Origin of the sequence: Streptomyces sp. NPDC048506 (assembly GCF_040651315.1) — a bacterium.
Lineage (GTDB): Bacteria > Actinomycetota > Actinomycetes > Streptomycetales > Streptomycetaceae > Streptomyces.
This window is the reverse complement of record NZ_JBEZIX010000018.1, coordinates 102,891-118,682: the sequence shown is the minus strand read 5'-3', so window position 1 is coordinate 118,682 and position 15,792 is coordinate 102,891. Positions and strand designations below refer to the sequence as shown.

Sequence of the window (15,792 nt, the reverse complement as noted above, 5' to 3'; positions counted from 1 at the left end):
TAGAGATCCCTTTGGTGGCGCGGCAACGTTCAACTTTCCGTATTTGTTGAAGCGGGGTGGGTCCTGACCGGGCGGGGCAACGGAACGCCAATACGGGCTGTAACTAATGGTTGAGCCGCCGAGGGGTTTGGGATCTAATCCACCCCATGCCGGAAGCGATAGAGCACATGACGCTGGAAAACGGCCTCCGGGTCGTGGCCCAAAGGGTCCCGGGGGTTTGCGGGGTAGGGGTTGCCGTGCAGTACCGGGTCGGCTTCCGTACCGAACGGAAGACCCGGTCAGGCTTTGCCCATCTGTTCGAGCACATGATGTTCCAAGGGTCGCTGAACTTTTCCGCAGGCCAACACTTCGCCAGCGTCCAGGCGTATGGCGGAACGGTCAACGGCAATACGTTCCCTGACTCGACCGACTACTACCAAGTCGTTCCCGTCGGCGCCCTGGAACACGTACTGAAACTGGAATCCGACCGGATGGGGTTCCTCTCCATCACTCAGCGGAACCTCGATACGCAGCGGGCCGTGGTCAAAGAGGAGATCCGGCTCCAGGTTTCCGGCAGGCCCTATGGCGGATTCCCCTGGACGGTGTTGCCGTCCGTGCTCTACCACAAATGGGAGAACGCCCACAACGGATACGGGGAGCTGGCCGATCTGGACGCGGCGTCCGTCGCGGACTGCGTCGAGTTCTATCACTCCTCCTACTCGCCGCGAAACGCCGTGCTGGCGATGTGCGGTGACCTCGACCCGCGCGCCGCGCTGGAAACGGCGCGCCGCGCCTTCACGCACGTACCGGCACGCCCCGCGCCGCATCTGCCGGACACGGCGGAACCCCTCGGTCGCCGTCCGCTGCACGGGACGTGCCACGACCCGCTGGCCCCGCGCCCGGCACTGGCCATCGGCTGCCGACTGCCGGATGCGGCGGCCGACCTGAACGCGTACGCGGCGCACGTCGTGCTGTCGCACCTGCTGACCGGCGGCGCCAACGCCCGGCTGCGGCGGGCACTCGCGCCGTCGGGGGCCCAAGTGGACTCCTCCGTAGGGTTGTTCGGCCCGCTGATGGCCAAGGACCCCGACACCTTCGTGATCGTCGTGCACCATCCCGAGGGGCTGGCGGACGACGCCCTGGGCATGGTGACCGAGCAGGCCGCCGAGGTGGCGGCGGGCGCCGCCCACGGTGCGGAGACCGAGCGGGCGGTGGCCACCGCGGTCACCGGTCTCTACCAGAGCCTGGACTCCTTGCAGCACCGCGTGCGCTCCCTGGCGCGCGGTGCCCTGCTGTTCGACCGACCGGGCATCGGCGAGGAGCTGGCCCGGGCCGTGGCCGGGGCCGGCCCGGACGACATCGCCGCCGCCGCTGCGACCGTGGTGCAGCCCGACGGGCGCGCGGTACTCACCCTGATCCCCAAGGAGGCGGCCGCATGATCCCGCCCGCTCCGGTACGCATGCCGGACTTCGTGACACACCATGGGCCGCACGGACTGACGATGACCGCGTCGGTGCTGGCGACGGTTCCCCTGGTGCAGGCACACCTCGCCATACCGCTGCCGCTGCACGACCGGTCGGACCTGGCCGTTTTGGACGTACTGGCCGCGTGCTGGCCCGATCTGCCCGCGTGTGCGCGTTTCGAGCAGTCCGGCGGTGCCGTCGCGATCTCCCGCAGGCACCAGTGGCTGATGCTGTCGCTGTCGTGCACCGCTGACCTGCTGCCCCTGCTGGCCGACACGCTCGCCGCTGCCGTGGGCGCCCAGTACACCGACGACCAGGTCCGCATCGCCGCGTCGAAGGCCACCCAGCAGGCATCGCTGGTTGCCGCGCACCCCTCCGCCTACTCGGTCCGCCGGCTGTGGGCGCAGTTCTACGGGCATCTGCCGCCGTTCGCCGATCCCGCCCCCGCGCCGGTCCATGTGGCCGGAGTGTCGGCGCAGCAGGTCACCGAGGCCCATCACCGGTGTATCGACCCCGAGCGGTCGCAGCTGGTCGTGGTCGGCGACCTCGACCCCGCGCAGGCCTTCGCCCGTCTCGACGCGGCCCTCGGGTCGTGGGCCGCTCCACCGCACCCGGTGGCGGAGCCCCTCTGCCCACCGGCCGTGGCGGAGCGCCGCATCGTGACGCATCACCGCCCCGGATGGCAGCAGACCCACATCCGCCTGGCCGCGGGCTCGGTACCTCGCCGGATGCCTTCCGCGTTCGCGGCCGCGCAGGTCGCCGCACTGATCCTGGGCGGAAGCTTCTCCTCCCGGATCAACACCGCGCTTCGCGAGCGGCACGGGCTGGCCTACCGGACCACGCTCTCCCTCGGCGACCACCTGGAAGCGGACGTCCTCCAGCTCGAAGCCGACGTCAATCCCTCCTCCGTCGTCGAGGCCATGTCCCACCTCTTCCGGCTGCTGGAGGAGTTCGCCACGACCGGTGCCACCGACCGTGAACTGGCCTCAGCAGTCGGATACATCATGGGCAGACACGCGCTCAACCTCGGATCGCACAGCGGCCGTGCCGGATGCCTGATGTCGTACCTCACCTCGGGAATCCCGTTGTCGGGCATCGCCGAGGCACCGGAGCACATCGCCGGGCTCACGCTCTCCGACGTCAGGGAAGCCGCCCTGTTGTACCACCCGGAGCGGATGAGCGGTGTGGTCTGCGGTGATGCGACAGGGCTCCCCGACGAGTGGTTCTGACCCCACCGCAACCAGCGCGACAAGCGCAACCACCGCACCAGCGCACCCGACCCGACCGGCGCATCGACGCAACAGCACAGCAGCCCACCGGCGCGGCAGCACCGGCGCGCCGGCGCTCACAAGCCACAAGGGACCACACGATGCCCACGACCAGCGTCATCTACGCGACGATGCCCACCGAGATCGGATCGGTCGCGTCGTACGCCCGTCTCGCGGAGAGCACGTCCGGCCGCCGCCTGTGGGCCGGTCAGTCACTCACCATCGAGACGCACCACCTCTTCGCCGCGCTCACCGGAATGGGGTTCGACATCGGTTTCGGCTCGGCGGTCACACTGATGCCGATGCGGCACCCGCTGACCGCGGCCCTCAACGCCCGCTCCATAGCGGCGCTGTCCGGCCGCCCCTTCATCGCGGGCATCGGACCGGGCGCTGCCGCCCTCCAACGGAGCATGCTCGGCCCCCCTTACCGCGCGCCGGTGACGGCCACCCGTCACTACGCCACCAGGATGCGCGCGCTGCTGGACGGGAAGGTCGCCGACGAGCCGGAGAACCCGTGGCGGACCGGGGAGTTGCAACTGCCGCCCATGGCAGACTCCCCGGTGCAGATCGGGTTGGGGGTGCTACGACAACCGATGGCGAGGCTCGCCGGGGAGATGGCGGACTGGGCCATCACCTGGCTGACACCGTCCGGCTACGTCCGCGACCGACTCCTCCCCACAGTCGCCTCCTCCGCTCGACAGGCCGACCGGCCCGCCCCGCGCCTCGCCGCCGTCGTCCACTGCGTCGTCGACCGACGCCGACGCGACGTGCTGCGCCTCGCGTACCACTCGGCCGCGGCACACCTCTCGGCTCCCCACTACACCGACATGCTCAACCAGGCGGGCGTGCCCGTCGATCCGGCCGACCCGCACGCAGGCGCGTCGATGCTGGTCCGGCACGGCGTGATAGCGACCGGCAGCCCGGACGAGATCGCCGCCGCCCTCGGCGACTACCACGCCGCGGGCGTCGACGAGGTGATCGTCAGCGTCGGCGGGGTGCACCTGGTGGAAGGGCCCGGGGCGGCTCTTCGGGACCTGGCGGAGATCCTCACCGCGATCGAAGGACGGGACCCCCGATGATCGGACCGCAACCTGCCGCAGCTGCCGAACCACCGGCCTTCCACGCCCGGCGCCTGCTGTACCTGGCCACCGGCGGAGTGCAGACGATGTTCCTGCCGATGTGGCTCGCCTGGCTGCGCACCAGCTACCCGGACACCGAGGTGCGGTGCCTGGTCACCGCGTCGGCACGCCGGTTCACCACCCCCACGGCGACAGCCGCCGCAGGCGGCGCCGGACGGCCGATGACCGACGTGTGGCCCGACGAACCCGACGGCGCGCTCCATGTCGAACTGGCCTCCTGGCCGGACGCCGTTCTCGTCCATCCGGCCACGATGCACTTCGTCGCCCGCTTCTCCCTCGGGCTGGCCGACACGCCGGCGCTCCTCGCCTTGCAGTGCACCCGCGCCCCGATCGTCGTCTGCCCGTCCCTGCCGCCGAACGGGCACGCCAATCCCGCCCACCGCCGGCACATCGCCGAGTTGTCCGAACGGGACAACGTCACCGTCCTGCCACCGGTTCGCGGCGTCAGCATGTCCAGTGGCGAGGAGGGGGTCGGTTCCGCCGCGCTGCTGCCGCACGCGGTCCATGCCTTGGAAGACCTGCGCTCCTGGATGGAGGAGGAGAAGTGACCGACCGTCAGGAAGGCGATCTGCCCGCCGCCGCTCAGGAACCCGAAGTCGCCGAAGTCCTCACCGCGTTCAGAACCGGATACCAGGCCACCCGGGTCACCGCGCTGCCCGACGGGCGAATCCGCTGGCAGCACACCCCGGGAACCCACCACGACGGCCTCTATCCGCCCGTACGGCCCGACGTCGTCCACCGCCTGCACGCCGCCTCGGACCCGCACATACGCTTCACCACCCCGTCCGTGGCATCACCGACGGAGTGCAGTTGGGACGTCAACGGTCGCCACAGCCTCGCCTCGTGGCTGGTGCCCGGGGAAGACGACCCCACCGAGCGACTGCACGAGACCATCGGCCGTCTCGGACTCCGGCTGCGCGCCCTGCACGACCAGCCGCCCGGCACCGACCCACCCACCGACCCGGCACCCCCACCGGGCCCGGCCCGGTTGCTGGCCTGGCTCGACAGCGGCCGTGCCCCGCGCGCCGGCGCCGGTTTCCACCACCGGCTACGGGCACAACTGGGCCCCGCCAGGTGGGAGAAGCTGCGCGACTTCACCCACCACCTGCTGCACCCCCGGCCGACGGACCGGACCGGCGTCGTGCACGGTTGGTTCTCGCTGGGGCGCATCATCGTGGCCGACCCGCCCGATGCGACACCCCGTGCCTGCGTACTGTCCGGCTTCGAGGCGACATGGGGCCGTCCTGAGCTGGACCTGGCGTGCCTGATCGGCGAACTGGCGGAGTACCGGAAGGCGGCCGAGCGGGCGGGCGCGGACTGGCCGGTGCCCGACACGCTCCAGCACACGTTCCTCACGCACTACGGGACGGGCTGGGAGGCCGGCACGCTCGCGGCCGGAGCCGTGGTCCGGATCGCCACGCACGCCCACGACTTCGCCGCCTACATCGGGTGGGGCGCCCAACTGCACGGCTACGTCCCGATGCTGACGGACCTGCTCGACACCGATGGGGCCGCAAGCCTGGCAGTGGTGTGAACACCCCGTCCGCCGACCCTCAACCCGTACCCACCCACGTCGCACGAGTACCCCAGGGACCGCCAGTGCCAAGGCAACCAGTCATCCCACCCGACGAGAAGGCGGGTATCGTCCTCGACCTGCTCTCGGGTCGTCTCACCCTGTCCCAGGCGGCACGCCAGGTCGGGGTCTCCCCGCAGGCGGTGTCGACCTGGCGCCGGCAGTTCATCGAGGCGGGGCGGCGCGGCCTGTACCCCGCTGCCGGCCAGACGGAAACCACCCGCCGGGAACGCGAACTCCTCGAAGTGATCAAGACTCTCAAGGTCACGCTGGGGGAGGCGCACCTCGCGCTGCGCGGCCTACCCACCCGCCGCCGGGGCGAGCACATCGATCCACGTCGCGAATGAAGCCGACCCACGTCGCGAATGAAGCCGAACGCATCCGATCGAGGCACGCCGGGGACCGCTGCGCCCGCAACCCCGCCGCTCAAGTCCCGACGAGGCCCGACCCCGGCCGGGAGAGGAACTCCGTGACGGTCCGGCGGAAGTGCTGGGGGTCGTCGATCCACGGGAAGTGCCCGGCTCCCGGCTGGACGCTCAGTTCGGCCGTGCGGAACGACTCCGCGATGGCGGCGGCGACGCGCGGCAGCGGGCCGCCGTCCAGTGCGCCGGCGAGGACCAGCACCCGGGCGTCCAGGGCGGCGAGGGCGGTACGCGCCGTATCGGGGTCGAAGGCGCCGGACGACGCATAGACCTCCCCGGCCGGCTCGTTGGTCTGTGCCACCTCTTCCGCGGAGTGTGCCGCGGCCGCCGCGTCCCAACGGCCGTAGAAGAACGGGACGCTGGCGTCCCACTCGGCGTCGGTGGCGGTACCGGACCAGATCGCTCCGTAGGCGTCCCGGGCGGCCGGGAACCACGGCTCGGCCGCGCGGAGGGCGGCCGCCTCCAGGCGGTGCTCCACGGTGAAGTCGATGCCCAGGGCACGCCCACGGGGAGTGATCAACGTGAGGGTGCGGATGCGGTGCGGGTGCCGGGCGGCGTGGAGCAGGGCGAGATCGCCGGCCGCGGAGTGCGCGAGGAGGTCGATGCGCTCCAGCCCGAGGTGCTCGCGCAGCGCCTCGACATCGGCGACCTGGCGGTCACAGCGGTACGTCGCCGGGTCGGCGGGGACACCGGAGTCGCCGGTGCCGCGCAGGTCGAGCAGGACCAGTTGACGGTGGGCCGACAGCCCACCGAGGTCGCCGAGGTAGGTGGAGGCCCGCATCGGTCCACCGGGGAGGCAGAGCAGCGGCTCGCCCTCCCCGATGAGGTGGTAGGCGAGCGGGGTCCCGTCGGCAGCGGTGAGTATCGGCACTGCGTGATTCTCATGGCCAGTTGGCGATCATGGCAAGTGGTTTGCCCTCCCCGCGCCCGTGGGGCGTGAGGGTCCGCACAGGTGTAGAGAGGAGTCATGGGCGTCCGGCGCGTTCTCACCCGGCTCGGTGGGTCCTGGCGGCCGAGTCATGGGCTGCTCGCCGTGCCGCTGGCGATCATCGTGGGGGTCACGGTGATCGACATCAACACCCCGCCGACCATCCACCTCGGCCCGTTCCTGGTGGCCGCGCCCGCGATCACCGCCTCGTTCGCCGGTCCGGGCCTCACCGGCGCCGTCGGGGCCCTCGCCGTGGCGGCCCAGGTGGTCATCGGGTATCTGCACGGGGGCCTGATGACCCCGAACCACCAGGCACAGATCGCCGCCCTCCTGCTGATCTCGATACTGGTCACGGTCTTCCGCTATCTGCGCGACCGGCGCGAGCACCGGCTGGACCAGGTCCAGTCGGTGGCCTACGCGGCGCAGCACGTCCTGATGCGTCCGTTGCCCGAGCGGATCGGGCCGCTGCGGATCGCGTCCGCGTACATCGCGGCCGAGGCCGAGGCCCAGATCGGCGGGGACCTGTACGCGGCGGTGCCGGCCCCGGGAGCGGCGACCCGTTTGGTGATCGGCGACGTACGGGGCAAGGGGCTGTCCGCGATCGGGGAGGCCGCGGTGCTGATCGGGGCGTTCCAGGGGTCGGCGTACCGGAACCTCTCCCTGCCCGGGATCGTGGCGCACCTGGGGAACTCCGTGTACTGGAACATGGCCCACCTCGGCGGCGACGCCCCCGAAACCGCGGAGTCGTTCGTGACCGCGCTGGTCATGGACGTCCACCACGACGTCCCGTCCGTCAGCATGGTGAACTGCGGGCATCCACCGCCGCTGGTGCTGCGTGAGGGCGGGGTGCACGCCCTGGAGGTGCGCGAGCCCGCACTGCCGCTGGGCCTCGAAGCGCCCTCGGAGAACGACTACGAGGTCGAGACGTTCGGCTTCGCGTCCGGCGACGTCCTGTTGCTCTACACCGATGGCGTCGTCGAGACCCGCGCGCCCGACGGCACCTTCTACCCGCTGGTCGACCGGGTCGCCTCCTGGCACGAGACCGATCCCCGGTTCCTGGTCCGCCGCCTCCACGACGACCTGCTCCGGTACGCCGGCGGCAACCTGGGCGACGACGTGGCCATGATCGGGATCGTCCGCGCCCCCTGACCTGCGCCCCTTGACCTGCGCCCCTTGACCCGCGGCCCGTAGACCCCCGCCGCCTGACCTCCGCCCCTGCCCCCTCGCCCCCTCAGGCGGACCTCCTCACCCCCCGGCCCGTGCGAGCAGCTCCGTGATCGCTTGCAGCACGGCGTCCGGACGCTCCTCGTGCAGGAAGCCGTGGCCGGCGTCGTCCAGGACGCGCTGTTCGCCGCGCGGGACCGAGGCGGCCAGCCGGGCGTGCAGGGTGCGCTTACCGGCGTTGATCTCGCGGAGGGTGTCCTCCGACCAGAGGTGGGCCTGGGTGGCGTCGTGCCCCAGTGCGGTGAGCACGATCAGCGGCACGTCGGGGAGGTCCGGCCCCTGCCGGAGCTCGTCGGCGACCTCGGCGTAGACGTTCCGGCTCTCGTACGCGCCGGTCCGCCAGGCGGTCAGGTGGTACTCGACGAGGGCGGTACGGACGGTGTCCGGCCACGCCGCGAAGAGCGGTGCCACCTGGCTGCGCGAGCGCTCGATCTGCTCCTCGGTGACCTCCGGAAGCTCCTGATCGCGCATCAACTCCAGTTTGTCCCGCACGTCCTGGGATACGAGGGCGTGGAGGTCCTCGTGGAAGGGGTCGAGGAGCAGCAGTCCGGCGACCTCGTCGGGGAAGCGCTGGGCGTAGTGACGGGCATAGGCGGCTCCCAGGGAGTGGCCGACCAGTAGGTAAGGGCCGGGCACGGCCGCGGCGTGCAACAGGTCGCGGAGTTCGGCGACGACCTCGGCGGCGGTGCGGGGCAGTGCGGCCGGTGAGCTCCAGCCGGTGCCCGCGCGGTCGTAGAGCACGCTGGTCGTCCGCTCGGCGACGCGGTCGTGGGTGTTGAGGTAGTCCAGACCGACCAGGCCGGCCCCCGGCAGGAACACCACGGCCGGGCCCCCGGTGCCGGAGCGGTGCAGCATCAGCCGTCGGTCCCGGCCGAGGTCGTGGTGGCGACCCAGCGGCGGTTCGGCAACGACGGGCACCGGCCGTGCCGCGGAAGGCTGCTGTGACATCGATGGTCTCCTTCGGGTAGGCGAACGCTCCGCCGTGGCGTCGGGCGCCCAAGCGGGAACATTCTCAAGTTTGAGAAAGCTATCAGTCGTGAGATCGTGTGTCCATGGACGCCGTTGACCTCCTGCTGCACCCCGTGCGGCTCCGCATCGTGCACGCCCTGTCCGGTGACCGGACGCTGACCACCTCGGAGGTGTGTGCCCTGCTGCCGGACGTCTCGAAGGCCACCGTGTACCGGCATGTCGGCCTGCTGGCCGACGGCGGGGTCCTTGAGGTCGAGGGGGAACAGCGGGTGCGCGGCGCCGTCGAACGCCGATACCGGCTGCGCCGGGCGCGGGCGGTGATCGGTGCCGATGCGGCCGCGTCGATGTCGCCGGAGGACCATCGGCGGGCGTTCGCGGTGGCCATGGCCACCCTGCTGGCCGAGTTCCACTCCTACCTCGACCGGGACGGCGTCGAACCCGTCGCCGATCTCGTGGGCTACCGCCAGCACGCGGTCTGGCTCAGCGAGGGGGAGTTGGTGGAGCTGATCGACGGGATGCGCGCCGTGATCCTGGCCCAGCTGGAGAACGAGCCCGCACCGGACCGCAAGCGCTACCTGCTCAGCCCGATCCTCTTCCCCGCCGAGGAGCGACAGTCGCCCACGGAGCAGTCGCCCACGGAGCAGTCGCCCACGGAGCATCCGCCCGCGGAGGGGTAGCGGTCGGTCGACGGCTCGTAGGTGTGTCGCCCCGCGACAGCGGCGGCGGGGCGGTCACCGGCGGACGACGGCGAACGACCCCCAAGCGGCCCGGGCGGGCTCCAGGGCGAGGCCGGCGCCAGGCCCGTCCGGAGGCCCGGTGCCGGGCCGGGTCGACTCCGGACCCGGCCCGGAGCACCCTGGAGAGGTAACGCGTAGCCATGAGCCGAGCTGTGAGGTGCCTGATGAGCACGCTCGAAGAACACATCGATATCAGCGTCCCCCTCCCGACGGCCTGGGAATGCCTGCACCGCACGGAGACCTATCCCCGCTTCCTGAACGGGGTCCGCGAGGCCCGGTCGGACGGCGGCTTGACCCACCTCGACGTCGACACGGGCGGCCGGGCCCGGGAGTTCGAGGTCAGGATCGTCGACCGGGACCAGGACACCGTGATGGCGTGGAAGACCACGAGCGGTCCCAAGCTGTCCGGCACGTTCTCGCTGCTGCCGATAGACGGGCAGCACACCCGGCTCCAGGCCCGGTTCGAGTACGAGCCGGGCACGGTCACGGAGGCGTTCGGCGGGCCGAAGGGCTTCGCCCAGGCAGCCGCGATCGAGCGGGGAGTGCGCAGCGACCTCCAGCAGTTCAAGGAGTTGGTCGAGCAGGGGCGGTGAGGCGGTCCAGTGCACCGCGCGTGCCGCCTCGACGCCGAGTGTCGCGACCGGGTCGGGGCGGCGGCACGTGTCCGCTTGTCGACAAGTAGGGGCGGATTCCGGGCAGTTGGCGATGTGTCAGGAGTGTGGGGGGTCGGTCGGCTCGGGCGCCAGCAGCATGAGCGCGACGTCGTCCTGGCGATCCGTGTCGGCGAGGCGGGTCTTGAGGAGGGCGTCGGCGAGCTGGTCGGGACTCTGGGGCGGTGCGTCGTTGAGCCGCCGGGCGAGGTCGGCGACGGAGCGCTCCAGGTCGACGCCGGGCGTCTCGATGAGCCCGTCGGTGTAGAGGGCGAGTACGGACTCCGGCGGCAGCGCGATCTCCGTGGCCTCGTAACGCGCCCGGGGGTCGATGCCCAGGAGCAGGCCGGGGGGCACGTCCAGGACCGTGGTGCTGCGGTCCGGGCGGCGCAGGATCGGGGGCGGATGGCCGGCGCTGGCCAGGCACGCCCGGCCGGCGCGCAGGTTGATGTGGGCGTAGAGGCAGCTGGTGAACAGATCCGGGTCCAGGTCGGTCAACAGGCGGTTCGTACGGGCCAGCACCTCGCCCGGTGCGGCACCCGCGGTGGCATGGGCGTGCACCGCGGTGCGGGCCTGGCCCATGAGGGCGGCGGCCCGTGCGTTGTGGCCCTGGACGTCGCCGATGACCGCGGCGACGCTGTTCTCGTCGAGGCGGATCAGGTCGTAGAAGTCGCCGCCGATGTCCATCCCGCGGGCCGACGGCAGATAGCGGGCGGCGACGGCGAGGCCGGGCACCGAGGGCAGGCTGTGCGGCAGCAGCCCGGCCTGGAGGTCGTGGGCCAGCTGCTGCTTGGTGTCGTACAGGCGGGCCCGGTCGAGGGCCTGGGCGATCAGCCCGGCGAGTGACGTGAGGACCTGGCGTTCCTCCGGGCTGAAGGGGCGCGGCCGGGTGTAGGCGAGGATGCAGCAGCCGACCGGGCGGCCGGAGACGATCAGCGGCAGGACGGCCCGGGCCGCCTTGCCGGTCAGCTGCGGCAGGCCGGGGTAGTGCCGCTCGATCTCCTCGGGGGTGGAGTAGAAGCTGGGCTGGCCGGTGGCGAGGGCGTGCACGGCCGGGCTGTCGGCCGCGCTGAGGGCGACGCCTTCGAAGTGCGCGATGGCCTCCGCGGGGTAGCCGCGATGGCCGATGGTCCGCAGCCGGCCGCCCTCCGCCGCGTACATGAGCATGCCCTGGGCGCCGAAGGCCGGCATGATCTGGTCGGCGATGAGATCGACGACGTCCCGGGTGCCCACCGCCTCGGTGAGCGCCGCGGCGAGGTGCAGCACGTGGTAGATCTGCCCGGCCCGGACGGGCAGCGCCTCGCCCTCGGTGGGGCGCGGCGCCACCGCGCCGTGGTCCTTGCCGGCCGGGCTGATCCGGGCGCTCAGCCCCCGGGCGTCCGGGAACAGCCGGAAGTACAGCCACCGGTCCGGCGGGCGGAAGGCGGTGAACGACACCGGGTGGCGGCTGAGCACCGCGGCGCGGTAGCGGTCCTCGAAGACCGGGTCGTGCAGCCACGGCAGGACGTCCCAGGGCCGCGAACCGAGCAGCCGGTCGGCCGTCTCGCCGAGCAGCTCCACCGCACCGGTCGTGACCAGGGTGATCCGGCCGTCCAGGTCGAGGGCGCAGCAGCCGCCGGGCAGCCGTTCCAGGTAGTCGACCGCGGCCCGCGCCTCCTCGGGGCCGGCGGTCCGGGCGGGCGTGGGCGTCACGACCCTCGGCCCCTCCGTGGTCGCCCGACCGTCGGGCGGCGGGCTCTGCGCCAACGCCTCCGCCAGGTGCCGGCAGGCGCCTTCCACGGCCTTGTGCTCCTCGTCCGACAGCTGCGACGGGTGGCCGGCGGGCCACAGCAGCAGCAGGGCGCCCTTGCTGCCGGTGCCGTCGGTGATCGGCGCCGCGGCCAGCGAGAAGTCGTAGGGGACCGCCACCGCCGTACGGGGGAAGTCGCGGGCCAGCTGCTGGTGGTCGGCCGCCCACACCACGCACTGCCGGCGGGTGGCCACCGCGACCGGGATCGGGGCGGCCAGCGCGACCCGCTTCCAGGGGGCCAGCAGCGGTGCCGGGACGCCGCTCATGACGGTCAGTTGCAGTACCGGCTCGTCGGGCGCCAGCACGTACAGCCCGGCGGCGGACGCCCCGGTCTCCCGGACGGCCCCGAGCAGTGCGCGTTCCACCGCGCCGGACTCGGCCCCGCCGCTCATTTCGCACCCTCACACCGCTGTCGTCGTGATGTCGTGCCCACCCGGCCGCGTGCGCCGTCCCGTGGGTCAGTGCCGAGGTTACGCCGCCCGCCGGGCCCCGGCATGCGCGTGCCGCGGCACGCCGGAGGCCACGGGGGTGCGTGCGAATAGCCCGAAATATCCATACTTCCGCATGTCTATGCCGTATACCATGTAGGTGAACCATGTAGGTGTCTTTGAAGTGGCGCACAGGACGTCGTGTCTGCACCACAGGAGCGAGACATGGGAATTGCGAAGAGAGCCAAGCACCTCGGCGAGATGGCCGAAGGGAAGGCCAAGGAAATCACCGGCAAGGTCCTCGGGGACACCCGCCTGGAGCGGAAGGGCAAGGCCGACCAGGCCAAGGAGAGAGTGAAGCAGGCGGTGGCGCGGGGCAAGCGCTCGCTGAAGCACTGACCGGCACGGCCCGGCCCTGATGTTCCTTCGGAGCCGGGCCGATGCCCGCCGACGCCCGCTGCGGCAGGTGTGCGGAAGGAGTGGGACGGTCCTAGGCTCGGAGTATGCCGGGAACACTCCGTGTGCCGTCTCGTGTGGGAGCAGGGGCCGCCCGGCGTGTTCGCCGACGTAGTGCGGTACCACCCCGGCTGACGGCTGTGGCGGCGGCCGCGGCGCTGCTCGGTGGCTTCGGTGGAACTCCGGTCGCCACGGGCGCCGATGACCCCGGCCTTGCGCGCTTCTACCAGCAGCAGCTCTCCTGGGAGCCGTGCGGCCCGGACGTGCAGCACGGCGCTGCGCAGCCTCCGGGGGAGACCCCGTCGCCCGGCCCCCGGCAGCGGCTGGAGTGCGCCCGACTGGAGGTGCCACGGGACTACGCCCACCCCAACGGCAGCACCGTGCAGGTCCAGCTGATCCGGTTGCGGGCCACCAGGCCCGGTAAGCGGCTAGGTTCGCTGGTGCTCAATCCAGGAGGACCGGGTGCCTCCGGCGTCAACTATCTGATCGACAGTGACAGCGCCTTCGACCGGCTCGGGCAGCGCTACGACCTCGTCAGCTTCGATCCGCGCGGTACCGGCCACACCGAACCGGTCTCCTGCGGCAGCAGGCTCGCCCCGGCTTCCCCGGGCGCCGACGACACCCTCGCGGCGAAGGAGAAGCGCATCAACGACGCCTGCGGACGGTACTCCGGCGGGCTGCTGCCCTGGGTCGGCACCCCGGACGTCGCACGGGACATGGACCTGCTGCGTGCCGCGGTCCACGACGACAAGCTCAACTACCTGGGGTTCTCGTACGGCACCAAGCTCGGCGCGGTCTACGCCCATGAGTTCCCGGACAAGGTCGGGCGGATGGTGCTGGACAGCGTCGAGGACCCGACCAAGAACACCTGGCAGACCGCGCTGGCACAGGCCCGGGGCTTCCAGCGGGCGCTGGACGACTTCGCCGCCGACTGCATCCGCGCCGAGGGCTGCCCCCTGGGAGCCGACACCAAGCGCGCCCAGGGCGAACTGCTCGACTGGTACCGGAAGTTGAGCGACTCACCGATGCAGGTCAAGGGCGAGACCGTCGACCAGACGACCTATGTCTATGCGCTGCGGGAGGCCCTGTACAGCAGGAGCGACTGGCCGGTGCTGCGGCGGGCACTGGCGCAGTTGCAGCACGGTGACGGCGCCGGGGTCCTCCGGCTCAGCAACGAAGGCGGCAGCGCGGCGGGCGCGGTCGGCAGGTCCCCCGTGCGGCAGGACGGTCCCCGCCGCGAGGTCGGACGGGACGAGATGCCGCCGCAGGACCAACTGGCCCTGCGGGCGATCTCCTGCCGGGACACCTCCGAACGCTACGGCGCCGCCGACTACCCCAGGGCGCAGCGGGAACTCACCCAGGCCTCCCCGCTGTTCGGCCCGGACATCGCCCCGACGCTGCTGGACTGCTACGACTGGCCCGCCGCCGGCGACGACACCTCCCGTGACGTCGCGGCGCCGCACGCACCGCCCCTGCTGCTCGTCGCGACCACCAACGACCCGGCGACGCCCTACGAGGGCGCCCTCAACATGGCCAGGGCGTTGGACAACTCCAGCACCGTCCTGACCTACCGCGGCGAGGGCCACGCCGCATACACCACCGGCGACCCCTGTATCCAGGGGTACGTGGACGACTTCCTCCTGGACGGCAGGATGCCGAAGACCGGCACCTCCTGCGACTGAGGAGCGGCGGGGCGGTGGCGGGGCGGCGGCCCGCCGGTGCGCAACCCGCCTACCGGTGGCTCAACCCGCCTGCCGGTGGCTCAACCGGCCCGCCGGGCACCCCGGCCCGCGGTCTTCTTGGCGGTCGCCTTCTTGGTGGACGACTGCTGCCCGGCGGCCTTCTTCGCCGCGGCGGTCTTCTTCGAGGCCGCGGTCTTCTTCGAGGCGGCCCGCTTCGCGGGAGTCCTGGACCCCTCCTCCTCGCCGCGCGACCGTTGGGCCGCGCGGACGCTGTCCTGAAGCGCCGCCATCAGGTCCATCACCTGGCCGGCGGGCTGCTCCTCGCCGGTCGCGAACTCCGGCTCGCGGTGCGCCAGCTTCGCCGCCACCAGCTCCTCCAGCGCCTCGCGGTAGTGGTCGTGCACATCCTCCTCGGACAGTTCGCCGAAGGAGTCCATCAGCGCCTCGGCGGCCGCCACCTCCTTGTCGGCGACCGCCACCTCGCGCTCCGGCAGCACCCCGTCCATCGGGCGGATCTGGTGCGGCCACAGCAGCACCTGCATCACCAGCGCGCCCGCCATCGGGCGGATCATCGCCAGGGTCTCCCGCCCGTGCAGCGCGATCTTGCCGAGCCCGACCCGCTGGTGCCGCTCCATGGCATCGCGCAGCAGGACGTACGGCTTGGCCGCGGCGGGGCTGTCGACGCCCAGGTAGTAGCCCTTGCCCATCTGGAGCGGGTCGATGTCGCCACCGGCGACGAAGGCCAGGATGGTCAGCGTCCTGGCGGTGGGCAGCGGCAGCGCCTCCAGGTCCTGGTCGGTCAACGGCACGATGGTGTCGCCGTCGCCGGGCTGGTAGCCGCGGCCGATCTCGTCCGGGGGGATCTCGACGCCCTCCAGCGAGCACACCGGCTGGTTGCGGACCCGTCCACCGTCCGTGGTGTGGATCCGTACGAAGCTGACCACCGCGGAGCTGTCGGTGGCGTTGTACGCGGCGACCGGGATCGTGACCAGGCCGAAGCTGATGGAGAACTTCGCCGTGGGGCGCATGGGTGCCGCCTTCATCGGTGCCATTCGGCTCCATGCTAGGCGCGGCGGGCGGACCGT

15 protein-coding genes are annotated in these 15,792 nt (G+C 71.9%); 11 read left to right on the top strand and 4 right to left on the bottom strand.

From position 1 onward, the window contains the following. The first annotated feature begins 146 nt into the window (after positions 1–146). The 6 genes from AB0C96_RS17130 to AB0C96_RS17105 all read left to right on the top strand — a co-directional run bounded on the left by AB0C96_RS17130 (position 147) and on the right by AB0C96_RS17105 (position 5,769). Positions 147–1,418 (top strand): pitrilysin family protein, encoded by a 1,272-nt coding sequence (locus tag AB0C96_RS17130; RefSeq protein ID WP_362918174.1) that lies wholly within the window; start codon positions 147–149, stop codon positions 1,416–1,418. After that, positions 1,415–2,671, top strand: coding sequence for an insulinase family protein (locus AB0C96_RS17125; RefSeq protein ID WP_362918172.1), 1,257 nt, complete (start codon positions 1,415–1,417; stop codon positions 2,669–2,671). Before AB0C96_RS17130 ends, AB0C96_RS17125 begins: the two co-directional genes overlap by 4 nt. Positions 2,672–2,811: 140 nt before the next feature. Beyond that, complete coding sequence (locus AB0C96_RS17120) at positions 2,812–3,789, top strand: LLM class flavin-dependent oxidoreductase (RefSeq protein ID WP_362918170.1); 978 nt, start codon at positions 2,812–2,814, stop codon at positions 3,787–3,789. Continuing rightward, positions 3,786–4,397: a flavoprotein gene (locus AB0C96_RS17115; RefSeq protein WP_362918168.1), complete on the top strand. Its 612-nt coding sequence runs from the start codon at positions 3,786–3,788 to the stop codon at positions 4,395–4,397. Before AB0C96_RS17120 ends, AB0C96_RS17115 begins: the two co-directional genes overlap by 4 nt. Beyond that, positions 4,394–5,383, top strand: a complete 990-nt coding sequence (locus AB0C96_RS17110) for a hypothetical protein (RefSeq protein WP_362918166.1) — start codon at positions 4,394–4,396, stop codon at positions 5,381–5,383. The genes AB0C96_RS17115 and AB0C96_RS17110 overlap by 4 nt, the downstream gene beginning before the upstream one ends. Positions 5,384–5,448: 65 nt before the next feature. Next, positions 5,449–5,769: a helix-turn-helix domain-containing protein gene (locus AB0C96_RS17105; protein WP_362918164.1), complete on the top strand. Its 321-nt coding sequence runs from the start codon at positions 5,449–5,451 to the stop codon at positions 5,767–5,769. Positions 5,770–5,848: 79 nt separating this feature from the next. Here AB0C96_RS17105 and AB0C96_RS17100 read toward each other — a convergent pair whose 3' ends face one another. After that, positions 5,849–6,715, bottom strand: a complete 867-nt coding sequence (locus tag AB0C96_RS17100) for an alpha/beta hydrolase (RefSeq protein WP_362918162.1) — start codon at positions 6,713–6,715, stop codon at positions 5,849–5,851. Between the two features lie 96 nt (positions 6,716–6,811). On the opposite strand from AB0C96_RS17100, the gene AB0C96_RS17095 reads away from it, so the two are divergent. After that, complete coding sequence (locus AB0C96_RS17095) at positions 6,812–7,921, top strand: PP2C family protein-serine/threonine phosphatase (protein ID WP_362918160.1); 1,110 nt, start codon at positions 6,812–6,814, stop codon at positions 7,919–7,921. Positions 7,922–8,017: 96 nt separating this feature from the next. Here the strand turns inward: AB0C96_RS17095 and AB0C96_RS17090 are convergent, their stop codons facing one another. After that, a complete protein-coding gene (locus AB0C96_RS17090; protein WP_362918158.1) occupies positions 8,018–8,944 on the bottom strand; it encodes an alpha/beta hydrolase in 927 nt (308 codons plus the stop codon). A gap of 104 nt (positions 8,945–9,048) precedes the next feature. Here AB0C96_RS17090 and AB0C96_RS17085 point away from each other — a divergent pair, with 104 nt between their 5' ends. Both AB0C96_RS17085 and AB0C96_RS17080 read left to right on the top strand, forming a co-directional pair. Next, entirely contained in the window at positions 9,049–9,642 is a 594-nt protein-coding gene (locus AB0C96_RS17085) for a helix-turn-helix domain-containing protein (protein WP_362918156.1), read from the top strand. Between the two features lie 224 nt (positions 9,643–9,866). Further along, positions 9,867–10,295 (top strand): SRPBCC family protein, encoded by a 429-nt coding sequence (locus tag AB0C96_RS17080; protein WP_362918154.1) that lies wholly within the window; start codon positions 9,867–9,869, stop codon positions 10,293–10,295. Between the two features lie 117 nt (positions 10,296–10,412). Here the strand turns inward: AB0C96_RS17080 and AB0C96_RS17075 are convergent, their stop codons facing one another. Further along, complete coding sequence (locus tag AB0C96_RS17075; RefSeq protein WP_362918152.1) at positions 10,413–12,533, bottom strand: SpoIIE family protein phosphatase; 2,121 nt, start codon at positions 12,531–12,533, stop codon at positions 10,413–10,415. 261 nt (positions 12,534–12,794) lie between these two features. On the opposite strand from AB0C96_RS17075, the gene AB0C96_RS17070 reads away from it, so the two are divergent. Both AB0C96_RS17070 and AB0C96_RS17065 read left to right on the top strand, forming a co-directional pair. Then, a complete protein-coding gene (locus AB0C96_RS17070; RefSeq protein WP_362918150.1) occupies positions 12,795–12,968 on the top strand; it encodes a CsbD family protein in 174 nt (57 codons plus the stop codon). A gap of 197 nt (positions 12,969–13,165) precedes the next feature. Further along, positions 13,166–14,707 (top strand): alpha/beta hydrolase, encoded by a 1,542-nt coding sequence (locus tag AB0C96_RS17065; protein WP_362918148.1) that lies wholly within the window; start codon positions 13,166–13,168, stop codon positions 14,705–14,707. An 80-nt stretch (positions 14,708–14,787) separates the two neighbouring features. On the opposite strand, the gene AB0C96_RS17060 is transcribed toward AB0C96_RS17065, so the two are convergent. Beyond that, complete coding sequence (locus AB0C96_RS17060) at positions 14,788–15,735, bottom strand: Ku protein (protein ID WP_362918270.1); 948 nt, start codon at positions 15,733–15,735, stop codon at positions 14,788–14,790. Positions 15,736–15,792: the final 57 nt, after the last annotated feature.

Coding starts and splice junctions, on each gene's coding strand:
- AB0C96_RS17130 (WP_362918174.1), top strand. CDS start 147: ATGCCGGAAGCGATAGAGCACATGACGCTGGAAAACGGCCTCCGGGTC.
- AB0C96_RS17125 (WP_362918172.1), top strand. CDS start 1,415: ATGATCCCGCCCGCTCCGGTACGCATGCCGGACTTCGTGACACACCAT.
- AB0C96_RS17120 (WP_362918170.1), top strand. CDS start 2,812: ATGCCCACGACCAGCGTCATCTACGCGACGATGCCCACCGAGATCGGA.
- AB0C96_RS17115 (WP_362918168.1), top strand. CDS start 3,786: ATGATCGGACCGCAACCTGCCGCAGCTGCCGAACCACCGGCCTTCCAC.
- AB0C96_RS17095 (WP_362918160.1), top strand. CDS start 6,812: ATGGGCGTCCGGCGCGTTCTCACCCGGCTCGGTGGGTCCTGGCGGCCG.
- AB0C96_RS17090 (WP_362918158.1), bottom strand. CDS start 8,944: ATGTCACAGCAGCCTTCCGCGGCACGGCCGGTGCCCGTCGTTGCCGAA.
- AB0C96_RS17085 (WP_362918156.1), top strand. CDS start 9,049: ATGGACGCCGTTGACCTCCTGCTGCACCCCGTGCGGCTCCGCATCGTG.
- AB0C96_RS17080 (WP_362918154.1), top strand. CDS start 9,867: ATGAGCACGCTCGAAGAACACATCGATATCAGCGTCCCCCTCCCGACG.
- AB0C96_RS17075 (WP_362918152.1), bottom strand. CDS start 12,533: ATGAGCGGCGGGGCCGAGTCCGGCGCGGTGGAACGCGCACTGCTCGGG.
- AB0C96_RS17070 (WP_362918150.1), top strand. CDS start 12,795: ATGGGAATTGCGAAGAGAGCCAAGCACCTCGGCGAGATGGCCGAAGGG.
- AB0C96_RS17060 (WP_362918270.1), bottom strand. CDS start 15,735: ATGCGCCCCACGGCGAAGTTCTCCATCAGCTTCGGCCTGGTCACGATC.